18 protein-coding genes are annotated in these 17,057 nt (G+C 73.8%); 6 read left to right on the top strand and 12 right to left on the bottom strand.

What is annotated here, in order from left to right; translation table 11 throughout:
- Positions 1–28: 28 nt before the first annotated feature.
- From ML5_RS04105 to ML5_RS04095, 3 genes are all read right to left on the bottom strand, one after another.
- Complete coding sequence (locus tag ML5_RS04105) at positions 29–226, bottom strand: hypothetical protein (RefSeq protein ID WP_013283824.1); 198 nt, start codon at positions 224–226, stop codon at positions 29–31.
- A 138-nt stretch (positions 227–364) separates the two neighbouring features.
- Positions 365–1,432, bottom strand: coding sequence for a DUF2855 family protein (locus tag ML5_RS04100; RefSeq protein ID WP_013473814.1), 1,068 nt, complete (start codon positions 1,430–1,432; stop codon positions 365–367).
- Between the two features lie 87 nt (positions 1,433–1,519).
- The gene (locus tag ML5_RS04095; RefSeq protein ID WP_013283822.1) at positions 1,520–2,425 is read right to left on the bottom strand and encodes an oxidoreductase; all 906 of its coding nucleotides are present in this window, start codon (positions 2,423–2,425) and stop codon (positions 1,520–1,522) included.
- Between the two features lie 133 nt (positions 2,426–2,558).
- On the opposite strand from ML5_RS04095, the gene ML5_RS04090 reads away from it, so the two are divergent.
- On the top strand, positions 2,559–3,437 hold the full coding sequence (locus ML5_RS04090) for a helix-turn-helix transcriptional regulator (RefSeq protein WP_013473813.1): 879 nt from the start codon (positions 2,559–2,561) through the stop codon (positions 3,435–3,437).
- A 15-nt stretch (positions 3,438–3,452) separates the two neighbouring features.
- Here ML5_RS04090 and ML5_RS04085 read toward each other — a convergent pair whose 3' ends face one another.
- Positions 3,453–3,929: a TspO/MBR family protein gene (locus ML5_RS04085; protein ID WP_013473812.1), complete on the bottom strand. Its 477-nt coding sequence runs from the start codon at positions 3,927–3,929 to the stop codon at positions 3,453–3,455.
- A gap of 134 nt (positions 3,930–4,063) precedes the next feature.
- On the opposite strand from ML5_RS04085, the gene ML5_RS04080 reads away from it, so the two are divergent.
- From ML5_RS04080 to ML5_RS04070, 3 genes are all read left to right on the top strand, one after another.
- On the top strand, positions 4,064–5,221 hold the full coding sequence (locus tag ML5_RS04080; protein WP_013473811.1) for a peptidoglycan DD-metalloendopeptidase family protein: 1,158 nt from the start codon (positions 4,064–4,066) through the stop codon (positions 5,219–5,221).
- A 175-nt stretch (positions 5,222–5,396) separates the two neighbouring features.
- Entirely contained in the window at positions 5,397–6,194 is a 798-nt protein-coding gene (locus ML5_RS04075; RefSeq protein WP_013473810.1) for a trypsin-like serine protease, read from the top strand.
- 122 nt (positions 6,195–6,316) lie between these two features.
- On the top strand, positions 6,317–6,757 hold the full coding sequence (locus ML5_RS04070; RefSeq protein WP_013473809.1) for a hypothetical protein: 441 nt from the start codon (positions 6,317–6,319) through the stop codon (positions 6,755–6,757).
- A gap of 7 nt (positions 6,758–6,764) precedes the next feature.
- On the opposite strand, the gene ML5_RS04065 is transcribed toward ML5_RS04070, so the two are convergent.
- Genes ML5_RS04065 through ML5_RS04045 form a run of 5 tightly spaced genes read right to left on the bottom strand, consistent with a single transcriptional unit; the run spans position 6,765 to position 11,895 of the window.
- Positions 6,765–7,475 (bottom strand): ABC transporter ATP-binding protein, encoded by a 711-nt coding sequence (locus ML5_RS04065; protein WP_013473808.1) that lies wholly within the window; start codon positions 7,473–7,475, stop codon positions 6,765–6,767.
- On the bottom strand, positions 7,472–8,440 hold the full coding sequence (locus tag ML5_RS04060) for an ABC transporter ATP-binding protein (RefSeq protein ID WP_013473807.1): 969 nt from the start codon (positions 8,438–8,440) through the stop codon (positions 7,472–7,474). Before ML5_RS04060 ends, ML5_RS04065 begins: the two co-directional genes overlap by 4 nt.
- Positions 8,437–9,303, bottom strand: coding sequence for an ABC transporter permease (locus ML5_RS04055; RefSeq protein ID WP_013283814.1), 867 nt, complete (start codon positions 9,301–9,303; stop codon positions 8,437–8,439). The genes ML5_RS04060 and ML5_RS04055 overlap by 4 nt, the downstream gene beginning before the upstream one ends.
- On the bottom strand, positions 9,296–10,300 hold the full coding sequence (locus ML5_RS04050; RefSeq protein ID WP_013473806.1) for an ABC transporter permease: 1,005 nt from the start codon (positions 10,298–10,300) through the stop codon (positions 9,296–9,298). Before ML5_RS04050 ends, ML5_RS04055 begins: the two co-directional genes overlap by 8 nt.
- The gene (locus ML5_RS04045) at positions 10,297–11,895 is read right to left on the bottom strand and encodes an ABC transporter substrate-binding protein (protein ID WP_013473805.1); all 1,599 of its coding nucleotides are present in this window, start codon (positions 11,893–11,895) and stop codon (positions 10,297–10,299) included. The genes ML5_RS04050 and ML5_RS04045 overlap by 4 nt, the downstream gene beginning before the upstream one ends.
- Positions 11,896–12,097: 202 nt before the next feature.
- Here ML5_RS04045 and ML5_RS04040 point away from each other — a divergent pair, with 202 nt between their 5' ends.
- A complete protein-coding gene (locus ML5_RS04040) occupies positions 12,098–13,369 on the top strand; it encodes a PP2C family protein-serine/threonine phosphatase (protein ID WP_049800134.1) in 1,272 nt (423 codons plus the stop codon).
- Here ML5_RS04040 and ML5_RS04035 read toward each other — a convergent pair.
- Positions 13,352–13,702 (bottom strand): STAS domain-containing protein, encoded by a 351-nt coding sequence (locus ML5_RS04035; protein WP_255348693.1) that lies wholly within the window; start codon positions 13,700–13,702, stop codon positions 13,352–13,354. The two genes, ML5_RS04040 and ML5_RS04035, sit on opposite strands and share 18 nt — an antisense overlap.
- A 271-nt stretch (positions 13,703–13,973) precedes the next feature.
- Between ML5_RS04035 and ML5_RS04030 the strand changes: the two genes are divergently transcribed.
- A complete protein-coding gene (locus ML5_RS04030; protein ID WP_013473802.1) occupies positions 13,974–15,560 on the top strand; it encodes a mucoidy inhibitor MuiA family protein in 1,587 nt (528 codons plus the stop codon).
- 60 nt (positions 15,561–15,620) lie between these two features.
- Here the strand turns inward: ML5_RS04030 and ML5_RS04025 are convergent, their stop codons facing one another.
- Positions 15,621–15,890 carry a GlsB/YeaQ/YmgE family stress response membrane protein gene (locus tag ML5_RS04025; RefSeq protein WP_013473801.1) on the bottom strand — a complete coding sequence of 90 codons (270 nt, stop codon included), beginning with the start codon at positions 15,888–15,890 and terminating at the stop codon, positions 15,621–15,623.
- Positions 15,891–16,001: 111 nt separating this feature from the next.
- A complete protein-coding gene (locus ML5_RS04020; protein ID WP_013473800.1) occupies positions 16,002–16,985 on the bottom strand; it encodes an ion transporter in 984 nt (327 codons plus the stop codon).
- Between the last annotated feature and the right edge of the window lie 72 nt (positions 16,986–17,057).

Below are 17,057 nucleotides of genomic sequence, written 5' to 3'. Positions count from 1 at the left end.
GCCGGGGCCGTCACGCCCGGCTGACGGCCTAGCGCCCGTCGGGCGCGCCGGCCGGCTCGCGAGCGGGTTGCGCCGCGGCGAACGGGCTCCGCAGACGGGTCATGGATTCGGCGCTGACGTCCGCGATCGGACTGCGCTCGTCGTCGGTGGCTCCGACCCCCTCCACACGGAAGGGGTTCAGGGCGAACGTGTTGTCGGGCACGAAGTGCTCCAAGGGAATCTGCACGGCAGCGCTCGACTCAGTCGTCGCGGCTGGGAAACCGTGGGAGAAGCAGGGGGTGGCGATCAGTCATCGGTACCCCGCGTCGTCAGCCTAGCGCGCATCGGCCGGGCGGGCGCGCCACGGCCGGAATCGGCGACGGGCTCAGAGCTGGACGACGTGGCCCACCCGGGGTGGCGTACGGCCCGCGAGGACGTCGAGCCACGCGTCCCGCAGCGCCTCCGGACCGGCGCCGACCCGCACGTCGAGCCATCCGCTCACCACCCGGGAGAACCGCTGCCAGGCGTCGGCGAACCGCTCGTCGAGCCCGTCGCGACCCCAGTCCTGGCTCCGCTTGCGGATGCGCACCGGCGCGAAGAAGACCTCCCCGGCGTCACCCGCGTTCGGCGTCTGCTGGGTGAGGCCGACGGCGATGTCCCGGACCAGCAGGTCGCCGAGGTGCGCGCGCAGGGCGGCGCGGGTGGCGGGTGAACCGGACAGGTCGAGATAGACGGTCGGTACGGCGTCGAGCGCGCCGATCTCGTCGTAGGAGAGGACCTCGTCGTAGCAGCCCAGCGACCTGGTGAAGGCGAGGTTGCCCCGCGAGGTGAGCCCGATCAGGCGCGGGCCGCGGCCGTGCAGTTCGAACGCGGTGGCGTACGCCGTCTTGCTCGACGCGGACGACAGCACCAGCGACCGCGCGCCGTAGGCGTCCTCGTCGATCACCTGGTCGGCGAGCATGAACGAGGTGAAGAACAGCGGCCGGAACAGGATCAGCAGGTCCTCCTGCTCCGCCCGGTAGGCGGGGTCGCCGGTGGTCGACCGGTAGGAGTTGTACGGCGAGGGCAGGCCGGCCCGGTGCGCGCTCGCGTCGCGGAACCCGGACGCGTCCACCCGGTCCGGGCGTACCACCAGGTGGCCGGCGGGCGGCAGGTAGCCGTAGACCCGGTGTCCCGGCTCGACGCCGGACACTGTGGACGCGACCACCTCGGCGAAGCCCCACAGCGGCGGGAGGCCCCACCGGTCGTCGAGTCCTCGGGGCTGCGGCGGGAAGAACTCCCAGTAGCGCATCGCCTCACCGAGCACCGCATACGTCACGTTGTTGGCGGTCAGGCCGACGCGGTCCACGCGCAGAAGCGCCTCCCCGTCGGCGAGGTCGGGCACAGCGCCGTCGACGAGTGTGGTGCGAACGAGGTCGTCACGGGCCACAGCGAACGTCCACGAGTCAGCCATGGCCTGACGCTAGGCAGCCGGGAAACCGGAGGCAAGTGCACTGGGAGTGCAAAATCCCACTCGACCGCATCGTTGCGCGCGGCCGGTTCAGAGGTAACGAACACCCGTCAGCTCCGCCGCCGCAGCCCAGAGGCGCTGACCGACGGCCGGGTCGGCGGCCTGCCGGTTCAGCCGCGCCTCGGCCACCGGGCCCCAGGTCTCGAAGAGCCGGGACGGGCCGAAGAACTGGCCGCCGCGTACCTCCGGGTCGGTCGCCGCCCGCAACTGCGGCAGGGCGCCCTGCTCGACCGGCTGGGTGGCGAGCAGGCCCAGCCGCCCGATCATTCGTCCCAGCCGGCCCCGGTGTTCCCAGGCCCGCGGCGTGAGGTTGCTGCGGGTGAGACCGGGATGCGCCAGCGCGCTGACGATCGGCAATCCGGCCGCGCGCACGCGACGGTCCAGCTCGACGCCGAAGACGGTGGTGGCGAGCTTCGAGCGGCCGTACGCAGCGGAGGCCCGGTAGTCGCGCTCGGACATCAGGTCGCCGAAGTCGAGCCGCGCGTTGCGGTGGGTGAGCGAGCTGAGGCTCACCACCCGCGCCGCCCGTGCCCCGGCGAGGGCGTCCAGCAGCAGGCCGGTCAGCGCATACGGGCCCAGCATGTTGGTGGCGAACTGGAGCTCGAAGCCGTCGGCGGAGGTACGGCGCGGGCCGAGCAGCACCACACCGGCGTTGTTCACCAGCAGGTCGATCGTCGGGTGGTCGGCGGTCAGCTTCGCGGCGAACGCGCGTACCGATTCGAGGCGGGCCAGGTCCAGCTCGCGTACCTCGGTGTCGCCGCCGATGCGGCCGGCGGCCTGCCGGCCGGCGGCGGTGTTCCGCACGGCCAGCACGACGTGGGCGCCACGGCGGGCCAGTTCGGTGGCGGTGACCAGGCCGAGGCCCGAGTTCGCTCCGGTCACGACGGCGACCCGGCCGCGCTGGTCGGGGATGCGGTCGGCGGTCCATCCGGTCATCTGCTGCTCCTCGGGTACGGCGGTTCGTGTCGAGCGATGACGCTAGGAGCGGTCGGGCCCGGCTCGGTCGTTCGCGGTTGCCTAGGTCCGCGGGACCTACCCTGGGCGGGCGGCGTCGCGGCAGACTGGCGGCATGAGCAGCCCGCATCCGTACGCACGCGAGCTGGGCGCCTTCCTGCGCGCCCGGCGCGGCCGGCTGCGCCCGCGCGACGTCGGCCTGGAGCCGGGCGGCCGGCGCAAGGTGACCGGCCTGCGGCGGGAGGAACTGGCCCTGCTGGCCGGGCTGAGCACCGACTACTACCAGCGGATGGAGCAGGGCCGGGAGGTACGCCCCTCGGACGACGTCCTGGACGCGCTCGCCGGCGCCCTCGGCTTGGACGACACCGAACGCCGGCACCTGTTCACGCTGGCCCGGGCCGCCCGGCGGCCGGTGCCCGCCCGCGTCGACCGGGAGCCGGAGCGGGTGCCGGACGGCACCCGGCGGCTGCTGCGGGTGATGGACACGCCGGCTGTCGTCCTCGGCCGGCATCTGGACCTGCTCGACTGGAACCCGATGGCGCAGGCGCTGCTCGGCGACCCGGCGGACCACCCGCCCGGCCGGCTCAACATGCTCCTGCTGCTGTTCGACGACGCGCTGACCGGGGGACGGAGCTGCCCGGACTGGGAGCGGCAGGCGCTCGACTACATCGGCATGCTCCGCGCCGCCGTCGCCGACGACCCGACCCATCCCCGCGCCACCGCGATCGTCGGCGAGCTGAGCATCCGCAGCGCGGAGTTCCGGCGGCTGTGGGCACGGCACGACGTCCGCGCCTCGGTGAGCGGCACGAAGACGTTCCGGGTACCAGGACTGGGCGACATCGTCCTGGACTGGGACACCTATCCGCTGCCGGGCAGTCCCGGCCCGGTCGTGCTCGTCTTCACCGCCGAGCCGGGCAGCCCGGACGCGGATCGGCTGCGGCTCCTGGCGTCGTGGCGCGCGACCCGCCCGGCGTCCGCCGACGGCCGACCTTGATCAGCGGAACGCCGGTCACCGTTCCCGGTTGAGGCCGACGATCGCGCCGTTGAGCGCGGTGGCGAAGAGGGTCCACGCGACGTACGGGGCGAGCGCCGCCCCGGCGGGACGGTCGGTTCGCGCCGCGCGGCGCAGCAGCACCAGGTTGGACGCGTTGAGCGCGGCGATCTCGGCCAGCGCGGCGCCGGGCCTGCGGGCGCCGAAGAACAGGGCGGTCCAGCCGGCGTTGAGCGCCAGGTTGAGCGCGTAGCCGCGGGCGAACGCGGCGCGCTCGGGCCCCTCGAAGCGGTCCAGCGCCCGCGCACCGGCGACCGCGATCAGCCCGTACAGCGGGGTCCAGACGAGGGGGAACGCGGCCGACGGCGGCTGCCAGGCGGGCTTGCGCAGATGGCGGTACCAGCGCGACGAGGTGCCGGTGGAGGTGGCGGCGGCGCCCGCGGCGGCGGTCGCGGTGACTGCTGCCGCGGTCTTGACCAGCGTCGGTACTCGCATACCGCTCAGCTACCCGGCCTGCCGCGAATCAACCCGACGCACAGATCCTTCACCGGAGCATGCGGAACTCGTAGACAATTTTCATGCCCTTCGATAACCTCGCCGTTCAGTGATGCTTGTCGATAGGAGGCCCCATGCGACGGCTCGTGCTCTCCTTCACGCTGGCGGCGATCGGCGCCTGGGCCGTGGTGCCGGCCCCGGCCTCGGCCGCGCCCCGCCCGGCACCCGCACCCGTCACCGACGCGGTGACCGCGAAACTCCTCGGCCAGGCCGACGCCGCGACCCGGACCGCCGGGCCGCAGCGGACCCGGGTCACCGTCACCCGGGCGAGCGGCGGATGGGCCTTCGGCACCGCGGTGCTGCTGGCGGACCGGTCCCGGGACGCGCACCCCACCGGGTCGGTCTTCCTCGCGCGGGCCGACGGCAAGGGCTGGACCGTCGCCTTCGACGGCGAGGCGTCGTTCGGTGACCTGGCCGCCGCGTCACCGCTGGTGAGCAAGGACGAGAAGGCGGTGTTCACCACGCCCGTCGCACCGATGTACGCGGGGAGCGACTTCCGGACCGGCATGGCGCTGCCCTTCGCGGTCGGGCAGACGTGGACGCTCACCGGCGGGCCGCACGGCTGGGGCGGCGGCGCGCCGTGGAGTTCCGTCGACCTCGCCGGCGGCGACCAGGTGGTCCGGGCCGCGCGGGCCGGAACCGCGTACACGATGTGCACCGGGTGGATCCGGGTCATCCACGACCGGGGCTACTCGACCGACTACTACCACCTGTGGAGCAGCATCTCGGTGAACGGCGCCGCCGTCGGGCAGGGCGCGTACCTCGGCTACACCGGCACCGACGTCACCTGCGGCGGCTCCGCCACCGGCCGGCACGTGCACTTCGGGCTGCGGCAGAACTCGGTCTACGTCCCGATCGCCGGGCACGGCATCGGCAAGTGGGACTTCGTCAACGGCGCCGGCGAGTACCAGGGTGGCGCCCGGCACGGATCCGCCTTCGCGGGCGTGGGCGGCGCCGTCTACAACTACGGCGCGCTCGGCTTCAACCAGGGAGTCGTCGACGCGAACGGCGGCGGCACGCTGACCCGGCGCTCCGGCCCCGGAACGGGGTACGGCGTCCTCGGATCGCTCGCGGACGGCGCCACGGTCACCGTCTCCTGCTCCGCCAACGGCACCTCGCACACCGGCCGGTACGGCACCACCGCGTTGTGGGACCGGCTCAGCGACGGCAGCTGGGTGTCCGACGCCTACCTGTCCACCGGCGTCAACGGGCCGATCAACGGCTGGTGCTGACCCCGGACTCCCGTCGTCCGGCGCGCGCCGGTGCCGAGCACGGCGCCGGCGCGCGCGGCGTATGACACAGACGGGATGCCCACATCCATTGCAGTCCATCGATGGATGTCCATAAGCTCCTGCCACCTCGAGTGCGGCCTGGCCGGGCGGCACACAGTCGATGTCGGGAGGGACCATGGTCCGTTGGCGTAGATTCCTCGGCCGGATGGCGGCCGTGTTGGCAGTGGTCACCGCGGGAGCGGTCGCCGTGACCGCGCCGGCCACGGCGGCCCCGGCCGGGGACATGACGCCGTACGTCGTCGGCGGCACCCGGGCCGCGCAGGGCGAGTTCCCGTTCATGGTCCGGCTCTCGATGGGCTGCGGCGGAGCGCTCTACAGCCCGCGACTGGTCCTCACCGCCGCGCACTGCGTCGGCCCCACCGGCGCCAACACCAGCATCACCGCCACCCTGGGCGTGGTGGACCTCCAGTCCTCCAGCCGGATCCAGGTCCGCTCCAACTACGTCTACCGCGCCCCCGGTTACAACGGCAACGGCGACGACTGGGCGCTGATCCGGCTCGCCTCCCCGGTCACCTCGCTCGCCACGCTCAAGATCGCGACCAGCACGGCGTACGACAACGGCACCTTCACGGTGGCCGGCTGGGGCGCCGCGCGGGAGGGCGGCGCACAGCAGCGCTACCTGCTCAAGGCCAGCGTGCCGTTCGTCGACGACACCACCTGCAACCGCTACTACGGCGGTGACGTCATTCCCGGCGAGGAGATCTGCGCCGGGTACGCCAGCGGCGGTGTCGACACCTGCCAGGGTGACTCGGGTGGCCCGATGTTCCGCCGGGACGCCGCCAACGCCTGGATTCAGGTGGGCATCGTGAGCTGGGGCAACGGCTGCGCCCGCCCCAACTACCCCGGCGTCTACACCCAGGTCAGCACGTTCGCCTCGGCGATCCAGTCCGCCGCCGCGAGTCTGGGCGGCTGACAGCGCGGGGCGCGGTGGCCCGGTCGCGGCGCAGCGGCCGGGTCACCGCCACGTCCGTACGGCCGGGCCGCGGCACCGTCGCCTGTGCACGTGGATGAGGGTGACTGCTACCTTCCGGACGCATGGACGACTCCCCTCGCTGGTACCGCCCCGCCCCCGACGCGCTGCTCCTGGTCGGCAGCGCCGCCGCGCTGCTCGGCTACCTGATCCCCTGGTTCCGCGCCAGCCGCCTCCATCAGTGGTCGTACTCGGGCTGGACCTACCTGGAGGCCGAGGGCGGTTGGACCTGGCTGGTCGTGGTGTCCCTGGTGATCGCCGTCCTCGCCGGTCTCTGGGCCGGGCGGAGCGTGGCGTGCGCCAAGCTCGCGGTCGGCGCGGCGGTGGCCGGGATGTTCCTCGCCGGTGCGGTGGTCGCGGTGAGCCTGGGCGCGCTGCCGGAGCGCGACAGCATCAACTGGGTCGGTGAGCTGCCCTTCGGGATGGGGATGCCGCTCATGGCCGTCGGATTCGGGGCCGTCGTCGCCGGGGCGCTGGGCGTCGTACGCCGCCCGGTGCAGGAGTGACGCGACATCACGCCGCCGGCAGGTCCACCACCCGGGTGGCCCAGCGGGCCATCAGCGCCGGGTCGTGGGTGATGACCAGGACCCCGGCGGAGTGCCGGCGCTGGTAGTCGGTGACGACGGCGGCGACGTGCGCCTGGGTGGAGGCGTCGAGCATCGCGGTGGCCTCGTCGCAGAGCAGGTAGTCCGGCCGATGCACCAGGGCGCGGGCCAGGCAGGCGCGTTGCAGCTGCCCGTCGCTCACCGCGTGCGGCCGGCGGGTCAGCAGGTCGGCGGTGAGGCCGACCAGGTCGGCCAGTTCCGCCGTACGGGCTGCCGCCTGCTCGCGTGATGTGCCGGTGGCGCGTAGCGGCTCGGCGATGATGTCGGCGAGGCTGAGCCGCGGGTCGGTGGCGGCGCGCGGGCTCTGGAACAGGATCGCGACGCGGGTGCGCAGGTGCGCCGGCAGGCGGTGGCGGACGCCGCCGAGCGGTTGACCGTCGATCGTGACGTGACCGCCGTCCGGGGCGTGCAGCAGGGCGAGGACGCGGGCCAGAGTGGACTTGCCGCTGCCCGAGGGGCCGCGCAGTCCGACCGTCTCGCCCGGGGCGACGTGCAGGTCGACCCGGTCGAGGACGCGCTGCCCGCCGTACGCGACGGAGACCTGGTGCGCGGCGAGCCCGGCGGCCGGCGCGGCGCCCGGGGCGACGGCGTCGGTGGCGCCGGGAACCGTGAGCGTCATGCCGGTACCTCCTCGCGCAGCGGGTGGTGGCAGGCGACCCGGCCCTCGCCGTCGGCGGCGAGGCGGGGCAGGGCGTCGCAGGTGCCGGTGGCGCGGGCGCAGCGCGGGGCGAAGGCGCAGCCGCCGGGCAGGTCGGTGAGCGCCGGCGGGTGGCCGGGTACCGGAACGAAGGCGCGGTCGGGCAGCGCGTCGAGCAGACCGGCGGTGTACGGGTGGGCCGGGTCGTCGAACAGCGCCCCGGCCGGGCGGTGTTCGACGATGCGGCTGGCGTACATCACGGCGACGGTGTCCGCGACGCGGCGCGCGGCGGTCAGGTCGTGCGTGATGAGCAGGACGGCGGCGCCGGTGTCGCAGCGGCGGCGCAGCAGATCCAGCGTGTGGTCGACGAGCGGCCGGTCCAGGCCGGTGGTGGGTTCGTCGGCGAGCAGCACCGGCGGGTCGGGCGCGAGGGCGAGCGCGGTGGCGAGCCGCTGGGCCATGCCGCCGGACAGCTCGTGCGGGTACCGGTTCAGGTCGGCCGGGTCGAGACCGACGTCGGCGGCGATCCGGTCGGCGGCGGCCGGCGCGTCGCGGCGGCTGTGTCCGTGGGCGCGCAGCGTCTCCTCCAGCAGCTTCCGCCCGGTACGCACCGGGGTGAGCGCGGTGGCGGGGCTCTGCGGGACGAGGCCCACGCCCCGGCCGCGTACGTGCCGGGCGAGGTGCCGCTCCCCCGCGCCGATCAGGTCGGCCTCCTCGCGTCCCGGCGCGTGCAGGCGGGCCTGCCCGGTGACGGTGGCGTTGCGCGGCAGCAGGCCGAGCAGGGCGTGCGCGAGGACGGACTTGCCGCACCCGGACTCACCGACCACTGCGAGCAGCTCGCCGGGCCGCAGCGTGAGGCTCAGGTCGGTGACGGCGTGCACGACCGCGTCGCGCAGCCGGAAACGGACGGTCAGCCCGTCGACGGTCAGCAGCGCCGGGGCGGTCACAGGTGAAGCTCCGCTCGTACGCGCGGGTCGAGGCGGTCACGCCAGCGGCCGGTGAGCACGGCGAGCGCCAGCGTGGCCGCCACCAGCAGGAGGCCGGGGACGATGCTGGCCCACCAGGCGCCGGTGAGCAGTGACCGCTGCCCGTCGTTGATCATGTTGCCGATCGAGGCCAGGTGCGGCGGCAGGCCGAGGCCGAGGAACGACAGCGCGGTCTCGTGCCAGACGGCGTGCGGCACCATGAGCGTGGTCGCCAGCGCCAGGCGCGGCAGCACGTGCGGCAGCAGGTGCCGGGTGAGCACCCGGACGCGCCCCGCGCCGCCGGAGATCGCGGCGTCCACGAACGGCCGGTTGCGCAGGCTGAGCAGCTCGGAGCGGACGATCCGGGCGGTGGACAGCCAGTGCGTCAACGCGATGGACGCGATCACCGCGCCCAGGCTGGGACGCAGCATCGCCACGATGAAGATGCCCAGCAGCAGGTGCGGCAGCGCGGCGACGGTGTCCACGACGCGCATGAGCGCCCGGTCGACCCAGCCGCCGACGCTGCCGGCGACGGCGCCGACCAGGCCGCCGATGACCGCCGCGACGAGCGCGGCGACCGCGCCGACGAGCAGCGAGACGCGCAGGCCGTAGAGGCTGCGCAGAGCCACGTCGCGGCCGAGGTCGTCGGTGCCGGCCAGGTTCTCCGGCGAGGGCGCGAGCCGGGTACGGGAGAGGTCGACGGCGCTCTGGTCGAGCGGCCACAGGACCGGGGCGAGAAGCGCGGCGGCGACGACACCGGCGAGCACGACGACGGCGACGGTCGTGCCGACGCCGCCGGGGAGGCGCAGGCGCCGGACGCGCGCAGGGAGGGCGAGGTCAGTCATCGAGGCGTACCCGGGGGTCGGCGGCGGCGTAGGCGAGGTCGGTGACCAGGTTCGCGGTCAGCACCACGACGGTGGTGGCCAGCGTCGTGGCCTCGAGCAGCGGGAAGTCGGCGCCCAGCGCGGCCTCGACGGTGACCGCGCCGAGGCCGGGCAGGGAGAACACGGTCTCCACCAGGACCGCGCCGCCGACGAGTTCGGGCAGGTGCGTGCCGACCAGGGTGAGGAACGGCAGCAGCGCGGTCCGCGGCGCGTGTCCGAAAAGGACGACCCGGCCGGGGAGCCCTCGGGCGCGGGCGGCCAGGACGTGGTCGTCGCGCAGGCTCTCGGCGACCGCGTCGCGGACGAACAGCACGAACCACGGCGCCTGAGAGATCGCCAGCACCGTCACCGGGAGCACCAGGTGCCGGGCCACGTCGGCCGGGTCGGTGCCGGTGGCGGTGATGTCGGTGAGCCCGCCGGCGGGCAGCCACCCGAGGCTGAGGGCGAACACGGCGATCGCCGCGAGGCCGATCCAGAAAACCGGCATGGACTGCACGGCGTACGCGACGGCGCGCAGCGCCCTGTCGAACCAGCCGCCGCGCCGGTACGCGGCCAGCGTGCCCAGCAGCACGCTCGCCACCAGCACCAGAGCGAGCGCGGTGCCGACGAGCAGCAACGTCCAGCCGGCCCGGGACGCGAGCACCGAGGTGACCGGCTCGTGCCGGCTCGTCGACCACCCGAGGTCGCCGCGTAGCAGGTTGCCGATCCAGCGGGCGTACTGCAGCGGCAGCGGGTCGTCGACGCCCCAGTTGGCGCGGATCTGCGCGAGGTTCTCCTCGCTCGTGGTGAACGCCGCCGCGCCCGCGTACTGCTGCGCCGGGTCGATCGGGGAGGCGGCGCCGAGGGCGAACATGCCCATGCTGGTGGCGGCCAGCACCGGTAGCGCCACCAGCAGCCGCCGGCGGACCACGGTGCCGGCCCCGGCCGGCCGCCGCCGGCCGGTCACGGCTGCCGTCACGGCTTCTTCGTCCAGGTGTGCACGTTCCACCAGATGCTGTTGGCGACGTCGTGCTCGTGCGGCTCGACCCGCGGCGTCACCCCGGTCACGGCGTCCTTCAGCACGTAGGTGTGCCGGAGGTAGGTGAGGAACACCCACGGCACGTCGGCGGCGAGCTGCTTCTGGAACGTGGCGTACGCGGCCTTACGGGCGGCCGGGTCGGCGTTGTCCCGGCCCTCCTGCAACGCGGCGTCGGTGACAGCCGAGCGGTACGAGCCGGGGTTGAAGAAGCCCTGCCCGGCGAAGGCCGAGCTGAACAGCTTGTACGAGACGAAGTCCGGGTCGTACGGCGTGCCGTAGCCCATCATCAGCGCGTCGTCACCCATCCGCGGGGTGATCGCGTCCCAGGTCAGGCCCTCCGGCGTGACTTTGATGCCGACCTTCTTCGCGTCGGCGGTGACGGCCAGGGCCAGTTCCTTGCGCAGGCTGTCGGTGGCCGGGTACATGAGCGCGAACGCGGCCGGCCGCCCGTCCTTCATCCGGATGCCGTCCGGGCCGGGCTTCCACCCGGCGGCGTCCAGCGCGGCGGTCGCCGCGGCGGTGTCGGCGGCGGGCCTGCCGGCGATCGACGGCTCGGCGTATTCCGACGTGGGCGGCACCGGGCCGAACGCGGGTTCGCCCGCGCCGCCGAGCACGCCTGTCACCATGGCCTGCCGGTCCACCGCGACGTTCAGCGCCTTCCGGATCGCGAGGTCGCCGGTGACCGGGTTGCCCATCGGCAGCATGACGCCCCGGTAGTCGGCGGTCGGCACCTTCTGCACCCGGTAGCCGTCCCGGCCCTCGAACCCGGACGCGAGCTTCGGTGCCAGCTCCGCCGCGTCGAACTCGCCGGCCCGCATCCGCTGGGCCCGGACGTTGTCGTCGGCGACGAACGCCACCACAACGCCGGAGTTCGCCGGCTTGCCACCCCAGTACGTCTCGTTGGCCGCGAGCACGAGCCGGTCACCGGGTGTCCACGAGGTGAACCGGTACGGGCCGGTGCCGACCGGCTTGCGGTTGAACGCGGCCTTGTTGACGTCCTGCCCGGCGAACGCCTTCGCCGGGACGATCCCCAGCGCCAGCCGTTGCAGGAACGGCGCGTACGCGTACTTGAGGGTGAACACGACCGTCGCCGGGTCGGGCGCGGTGACGGAGGCGAGCATGTCCAGATCGGACCGCAGCGTGGAGTCGACTCCCGGGTCGAGCACCGCCTGGTAGGTGAACACCACGTCCTGGGCGGTCAGCGGGCTGCCGTCGTGGAACAGCACGCCCTCGCGCAGCTTCGCGGTGACTGTCTTCCCCTCCGCCGAGACGGCAGGCAGTTCACGGGCCAGGGCGGGCACCAGCTCGTTGCGGGCGTCCCGGGCGACCAGCCCGTCGAAGATCAGCGATGCGCCGTCGACGCCGTAGTTGAGCACCGGGTTGAGCGTGTCCGGCTCGCCGGCGGTGGCGACCACGAGCGTGTCCGCGCCCTTCGGGCCGCCTGTCGAGGCCGTGGGCGACGAGCAACCGGCGGCGGCGAGCAGGGCGGCGGCGAGCACCGCGGCCACGCGTACGGGCTTGGGTCTGATCGCCACGGCAACCCCTCGAACACTCGTCTGCGGGTGGCAGCGGGCGGGCGCTCCGGCGAGGATCGATCATCGCGTGCCGGAGCGCCCACTACCGCCACTATTCGGTAGTTGCCAACTATATGCAATAACCTCTGGTCGATGACGGCGACCCGCCGCCCCCGGTGTCGCTCGCCAGGCGGACGTCCGGCGCGCTGAATATGCTCGGGTGGTGAAGGACAGCGAGCAGGCGGTGCTGGCCGGGATGTTGCAGTCGGCCGAGGACGCCGCCCCGGTGCAGGCGGTCGAGGCCGTCACCGGCGTCATCGCCACGGCGCTGAACGCGCGCGGCGTCTCGCTGCTGATCGCCGACCTCAGCGGCCGTGCGCTGGTCCGGCTGACGCACCAGCCGGCCGGCGGCGGTACCGGCCGGCGTCACGGCGAGGAGGACGCCGAGGTCCTCCCCTTTGACGGCGGGCCCTACGAGCAGGCGCTCCGTCAGCAGGCCCCGGTGGTCGTCCCCGGCGACGGCGCCTGGACCGTACTGGCGCCGGTCACCGACCGCGGTGAGGCGATCGGCCTGCTGGAGATCGAACTGCCCGACGACCCGGACGGCGACGTGGTGAACTGGGTCGCCCGTACCGCGCACGCGCTGGCGTTCGTGGTCATCGCCAACCGCAGGCACACCGACCTGTTCGAGTGGGGACAGCGCACCACCCCGTTCAGCCTCTCCGCCGAGATCCAGCGTCGCCTGCTGCCCGCCTCGTTCACCTGCGAGGCCGGCGCCTTCGCCCTCTCCGGCTGGCTGGAACCCGCCGCGAGCGTCGGCGGCGACACCTTCGACTACAGCCTGGCCCGGGACCTGCTGCACCTCAGCGTCACCGACGCGATGGGCCACGGCGTGGCGAGCGCGCTCACCGCCACCCTCGGCGTGGGCAGCCTGCGCAACAGCCGCCGCCGTGGCGCCGGCCTGGTCGCCCAGGCCGAGGAGGCCAACCGGGCCGTCGCGGAGAACGCGAACGTACGCGGCGCGTACGTCACCGCCGTGCTGGGCCGCATCGACCTGACCACGGGACGCTGCGAACTGGTGAACGCCGGGCACGTCCCACCGATGCTGGTCCGGGACGGCCGGGTCGTACCGGTGGACCTGCCGGGCAACTTCCCGTTCGGGATGTTCCCCGGCGAGAGCTACCGCAGCGGGGAGCTGCCACTGCTACCCGGCGACCGGCTGGTGGTGGTCACCGACGGCATGCGCGACCGCAACGCCGCCGACCTCGACCTGCCCGCCGCCCTGCTCCGCCTCTCCCACCTGCATCCCCGTGAGGCGGTCCGGGCGCTGTCCGACGCGGTGCTGGAGATCGCCGGGCCGGCGCTGGCCGACGACGCCACACTGCTCGTCATCGACTGGTACGGCGACCACGGGCCCCGGCGCAGCACCGCCGGCGCCGACCTCGCCCGCGCGAGCGGTCGATCCGGTGAGGAGCGCTCACGGCACCAGCGGTGACGCGTCCTCCGCCGCCGCCACCGTGTCGAACAGCGGGATCACCCGGTCCACCGAGGTGATCGAGAAGACCCGGCGCACTGACGCACGGACGCCGGCCAGGCCGAGCCAGCCGTCCCGCTCCCGCAGGCTCTTGTAGCCGACCACGAGCGCGCCCAGGCCGCTGGAGTCCATGAACCCGACCCCGGCCAGATCGACGACGACGACCCGGGCGCCGGCCTCCGTCAGCTCGTACAGCCGGTCGCGCAGCTGCGGGGTGGTGCTCATGTCCAGGTCGCCGGCGACTTCGATCACCGTGCCGACACGCCCCCGCCTGCTCGTCGCCGAGAACTCCACCACTCCCCCCTCAACCGCGCACCTCGCTACCCGACACCGTGCCAGAAGTCGGGCGCTGCCGCCTCCCGTGGGCAAGCGCCGGCTCAGCGGTCTTCCCGGGAAGTGGTGGACGACACCTCGGTGCCGGTCCGCCGCACCGGAGCGGGGATCCGCACCGCTCGGGCGGGCACCCGGTACGAGCAGGCCGCGCGACCTGGCCGCTGTCACCGTCGACCAACGGCTCCATCTGCGGTAGCGCCGTCGCGGGCGCGGCTGAACTACCCTCGCCGCCGTGGACACTCTGGAGATCGATGCGCCTGTCGTCGGCGTGACCGTCTACCCGGACCGCGCCCGGGTCACCCGCCGCGGCCGCGTCCGGCTGGCCGCCGGCGACCACCGGGTACGCGTCGCCCCACTCCCGCTGGGCCTGCGCCGCGACTCGATCCGGGTGGGTGGTCGGGGCGCGGTGACGGTGCTCGGGGTGGACGTGGCCGCGTGGCGGCAGGCCCGCAGCACCGACGCCCAGGTCATCGAGCTGGAACAGCGGCGGCGCGACCTGGCCGACGAGCTGGCCGAGGTCGGTGACACCGACGCGATCGAGGACCAGCGCGGCGAGTTCCTCACCCGGCTTGCCGAGCGCGCGGGTGGCACGTACGCCCGGGCGCTGGCCGCGGGCGACGCGGCCCCGGCCGACGTCGCGGCCTTCACCGACTCGGTGGCCGGTCAGCTCGCCGAGTCGCGGGCCCGGCGGCGCGGGCTGGCCCGGCGGCGCATCGAGCTGGCCGAGGAACTGGCCGCCGTCGACCGGGAACTGGACGCGGCGCGCGGCAAGCGGGAGCCGGACCGGCTGGCCGCCGAGGTGTCCGTCTCGGTGGAGGCCGACGAGACCGAGGTGGAGCTGGAGCTGACGTACCTGGTGGACGGCGCCCGCTGGACCCCCTCCTACGACCTGCGGCTGGTCGAGGACACCATGACTGTCACCTGGTTCGGGCTGGTCAGCCAGGGCACCGGGGAGGACTGGCCGGAGTGCGAACTCCAGCTCTCCACGGCCCGCCCGGCGGCGGCGAGCGGCGTACCCGAATTGTCGCCCTGGTATCTCGACCGGTTCCGGCGGCAGCCGCCGATGGCCGTGTCGGCCGCGTCGTTCGGCGGCGTGGTGCCGCCCCCGGCGCCCGGCGCGGCGCCGGCGGCGGGCCGTCCCCGCGCGGCGCGGGCCGCAGCGCCGGCGGTGCGGGAGAGCGTCGCCGAGGTGGAGCAGGGCGTGACGGCTGCTACCTACCGGCCCGCGCGTCCGGTGGCGGTGCCGGCGGACGGCAGCGCGCACCGGGTGACGATCGCGGTGCTGGAGCTGCCGGCCCGGCTGGACCACGTGAGCGTGCCGGTGCGCGCCGCCGAGGCGCACCTGCGGGCCACGGTCCGCAACACGTCGGACCACACGCTGCTGCCCGGCCCGGCGTCGGTCTTCCACGGCGCTGATTTCGTGGCGGCGACGCGGCTGAAGACGTGGGCACCGGGCGAGGAGACCGAGCTGGCGCTCGGGGTGGACGACCGGCTGCGGGTGGAGCGGAAGCTGTCCCGGCGCACCGAGAGCAAGGCCACGCTCGGGTCGACGCGGCGACGGGAGGTGGAGTACCGCATCACTGTGGCGAACCACACGCCCCGGTCGGCCACTGTGGAGCTGCGGGATCAGCTACCGGTGTCCCGCGACGAGTCAGTGGTGGTACGCGAGACGGTGCTGACGCCGCCGCCGGCCGAGCGTACGGAGCTGGGCGAGCTGACCTGGCGGCTGTCGCTGGCGCCGGGTGAGAGCGGCGAGATCGCCCTGGGCTTCCGGGTGGAGCTGGCGAAGGGCGTCGAGCTGACCGGCTGGCGGGAGTAGGCGTTAGGAAGGGCCCCTTCTTATGCACGAGGCGTTAAGAAGGGGCCCTTCCTTCGGTTCTCAGATGCGGCGGCGGCCGTAGAGGCCGGCGAAGACGGCGACGCCGATGGCGGCGAAGCCGACCTGGAGCAACAGCTCGATCCAGTCGATGCCGGGGGTGTCGTCGACGCCGAACGCGCCGGCCACCAGCGTGCCGATGAACGCGGCGACCACACCGATGAGCAGGGTCAGCCAGATCGGGATGTTCTGCTTGCCCGGCACCACAAGGCGCCCGAGCGCGCCGATGACGAGGCCGATGATGAGCGCGGTGAAGAAGCCCGTGATCTCCACGAGAGGCGTCCCTTCCCTCAGATGTGTTGGCGTCTGGCTGGTTGCCCCGATCAACCAGCCGGCCAAACCCGGGAGCCGCGTTCGTCACGGAACTGTCATGACCGTCCCTGATCAGTGGTCCGAGGGCTGGCGGCGGCGCGGCGCGCCGGGCGGCTCCTCCCGGTCGATGCGCAGTTCCCGCTCCAACTCGGCGATCACCATCCGCAGGTCGTCCAGTCGCTGGCTGATCGCGATCCGGTCCACCTCGTCCGGTATCCCGTCCCCGTCGGAGTCGTAGTCGGAGGCCAGCCCTTCGGTCATCTCCAGCCGGCGCGCCTCCTCCATCGAGTTGACGATGACGGCGATGAGGATGTTCAGCAGGAGGTTGACCGCGATCATCACGAAGCTGACGTAGTAGAGCAGCGTCCACGGCGACACCTCCAGGCCCTGTTCCAGCAGATCCGGCAGCGTCTCCAGGGACAGCAGCACGAACAGCGTGACGAGCGAGCGGCCGATGTCGCCGTACTGCTCGGGGTAGCGGTCGCCGAAGATCAGCCAGCCCGCCATGCCGTACACGTAGAGCGTGACGGCGGCGAGCGCGAGGAAACCCGCGACGCCTGGGAGGCTGCGCCACAGCGCCGCGACGATGGTCCGCAGGCCGGGTGAGAAGCGCACGAGGCGCAGCACCCGGGCGACCCGGATGAACCGCAGCACAGCCGAGTCGCCGTGCAGGCCCGGGACGAATATGGCTGCTGTCACCAGCAGGTCGAAGACGTTCCAGCCGTGCCGGAAGAAGTCCTGCGGGCGGCGGCCGTACGCGAGCACCCGGATGGTGATCTCCACGACGAAGACCGCCCGGAACATCCACTCCGTCCACCGCAGCACCGGCCCGGCGGCCCCGAGGTTCGGGTACGTCTCGATGCCCAGCACCACGCCGTTGGCCATGATGAGCACCACGATGGCCACCTCGAACGGCCGGGACGCGACGATCCGTGCACAGTGGCCGGCCAGCCCGCGCTTTCCGTCACTGGTCCGGCGCCCGCCGCGCGGTGCCGGAACCGTGTCCCCGATCAGCGTTCCCCTCCGGGGCGCCGGAGCCGGACCACGCGCGAGCAACGGGGGGTAGCCACCCGGACACTCTAGTGGATCACCACGGGCGGGCGGCCCGGGCCGAGGTGCGCAGGGCCC

The organism is Micromonospora sp. L5 (assembly GCF_000177655.2).
GTDB classification, from domain to species: domain Bacteria; phylum Actinomycetota; class Actinomycetes; order Mycobacteriales; family Micromonosporaceae; genus Micromonospora; species Micromonospora aurantiaca.
Note: the sequence above shows the minus strand (reverse complement) of the source record. Positions and strands in the feature narration are given on the sequence as shown.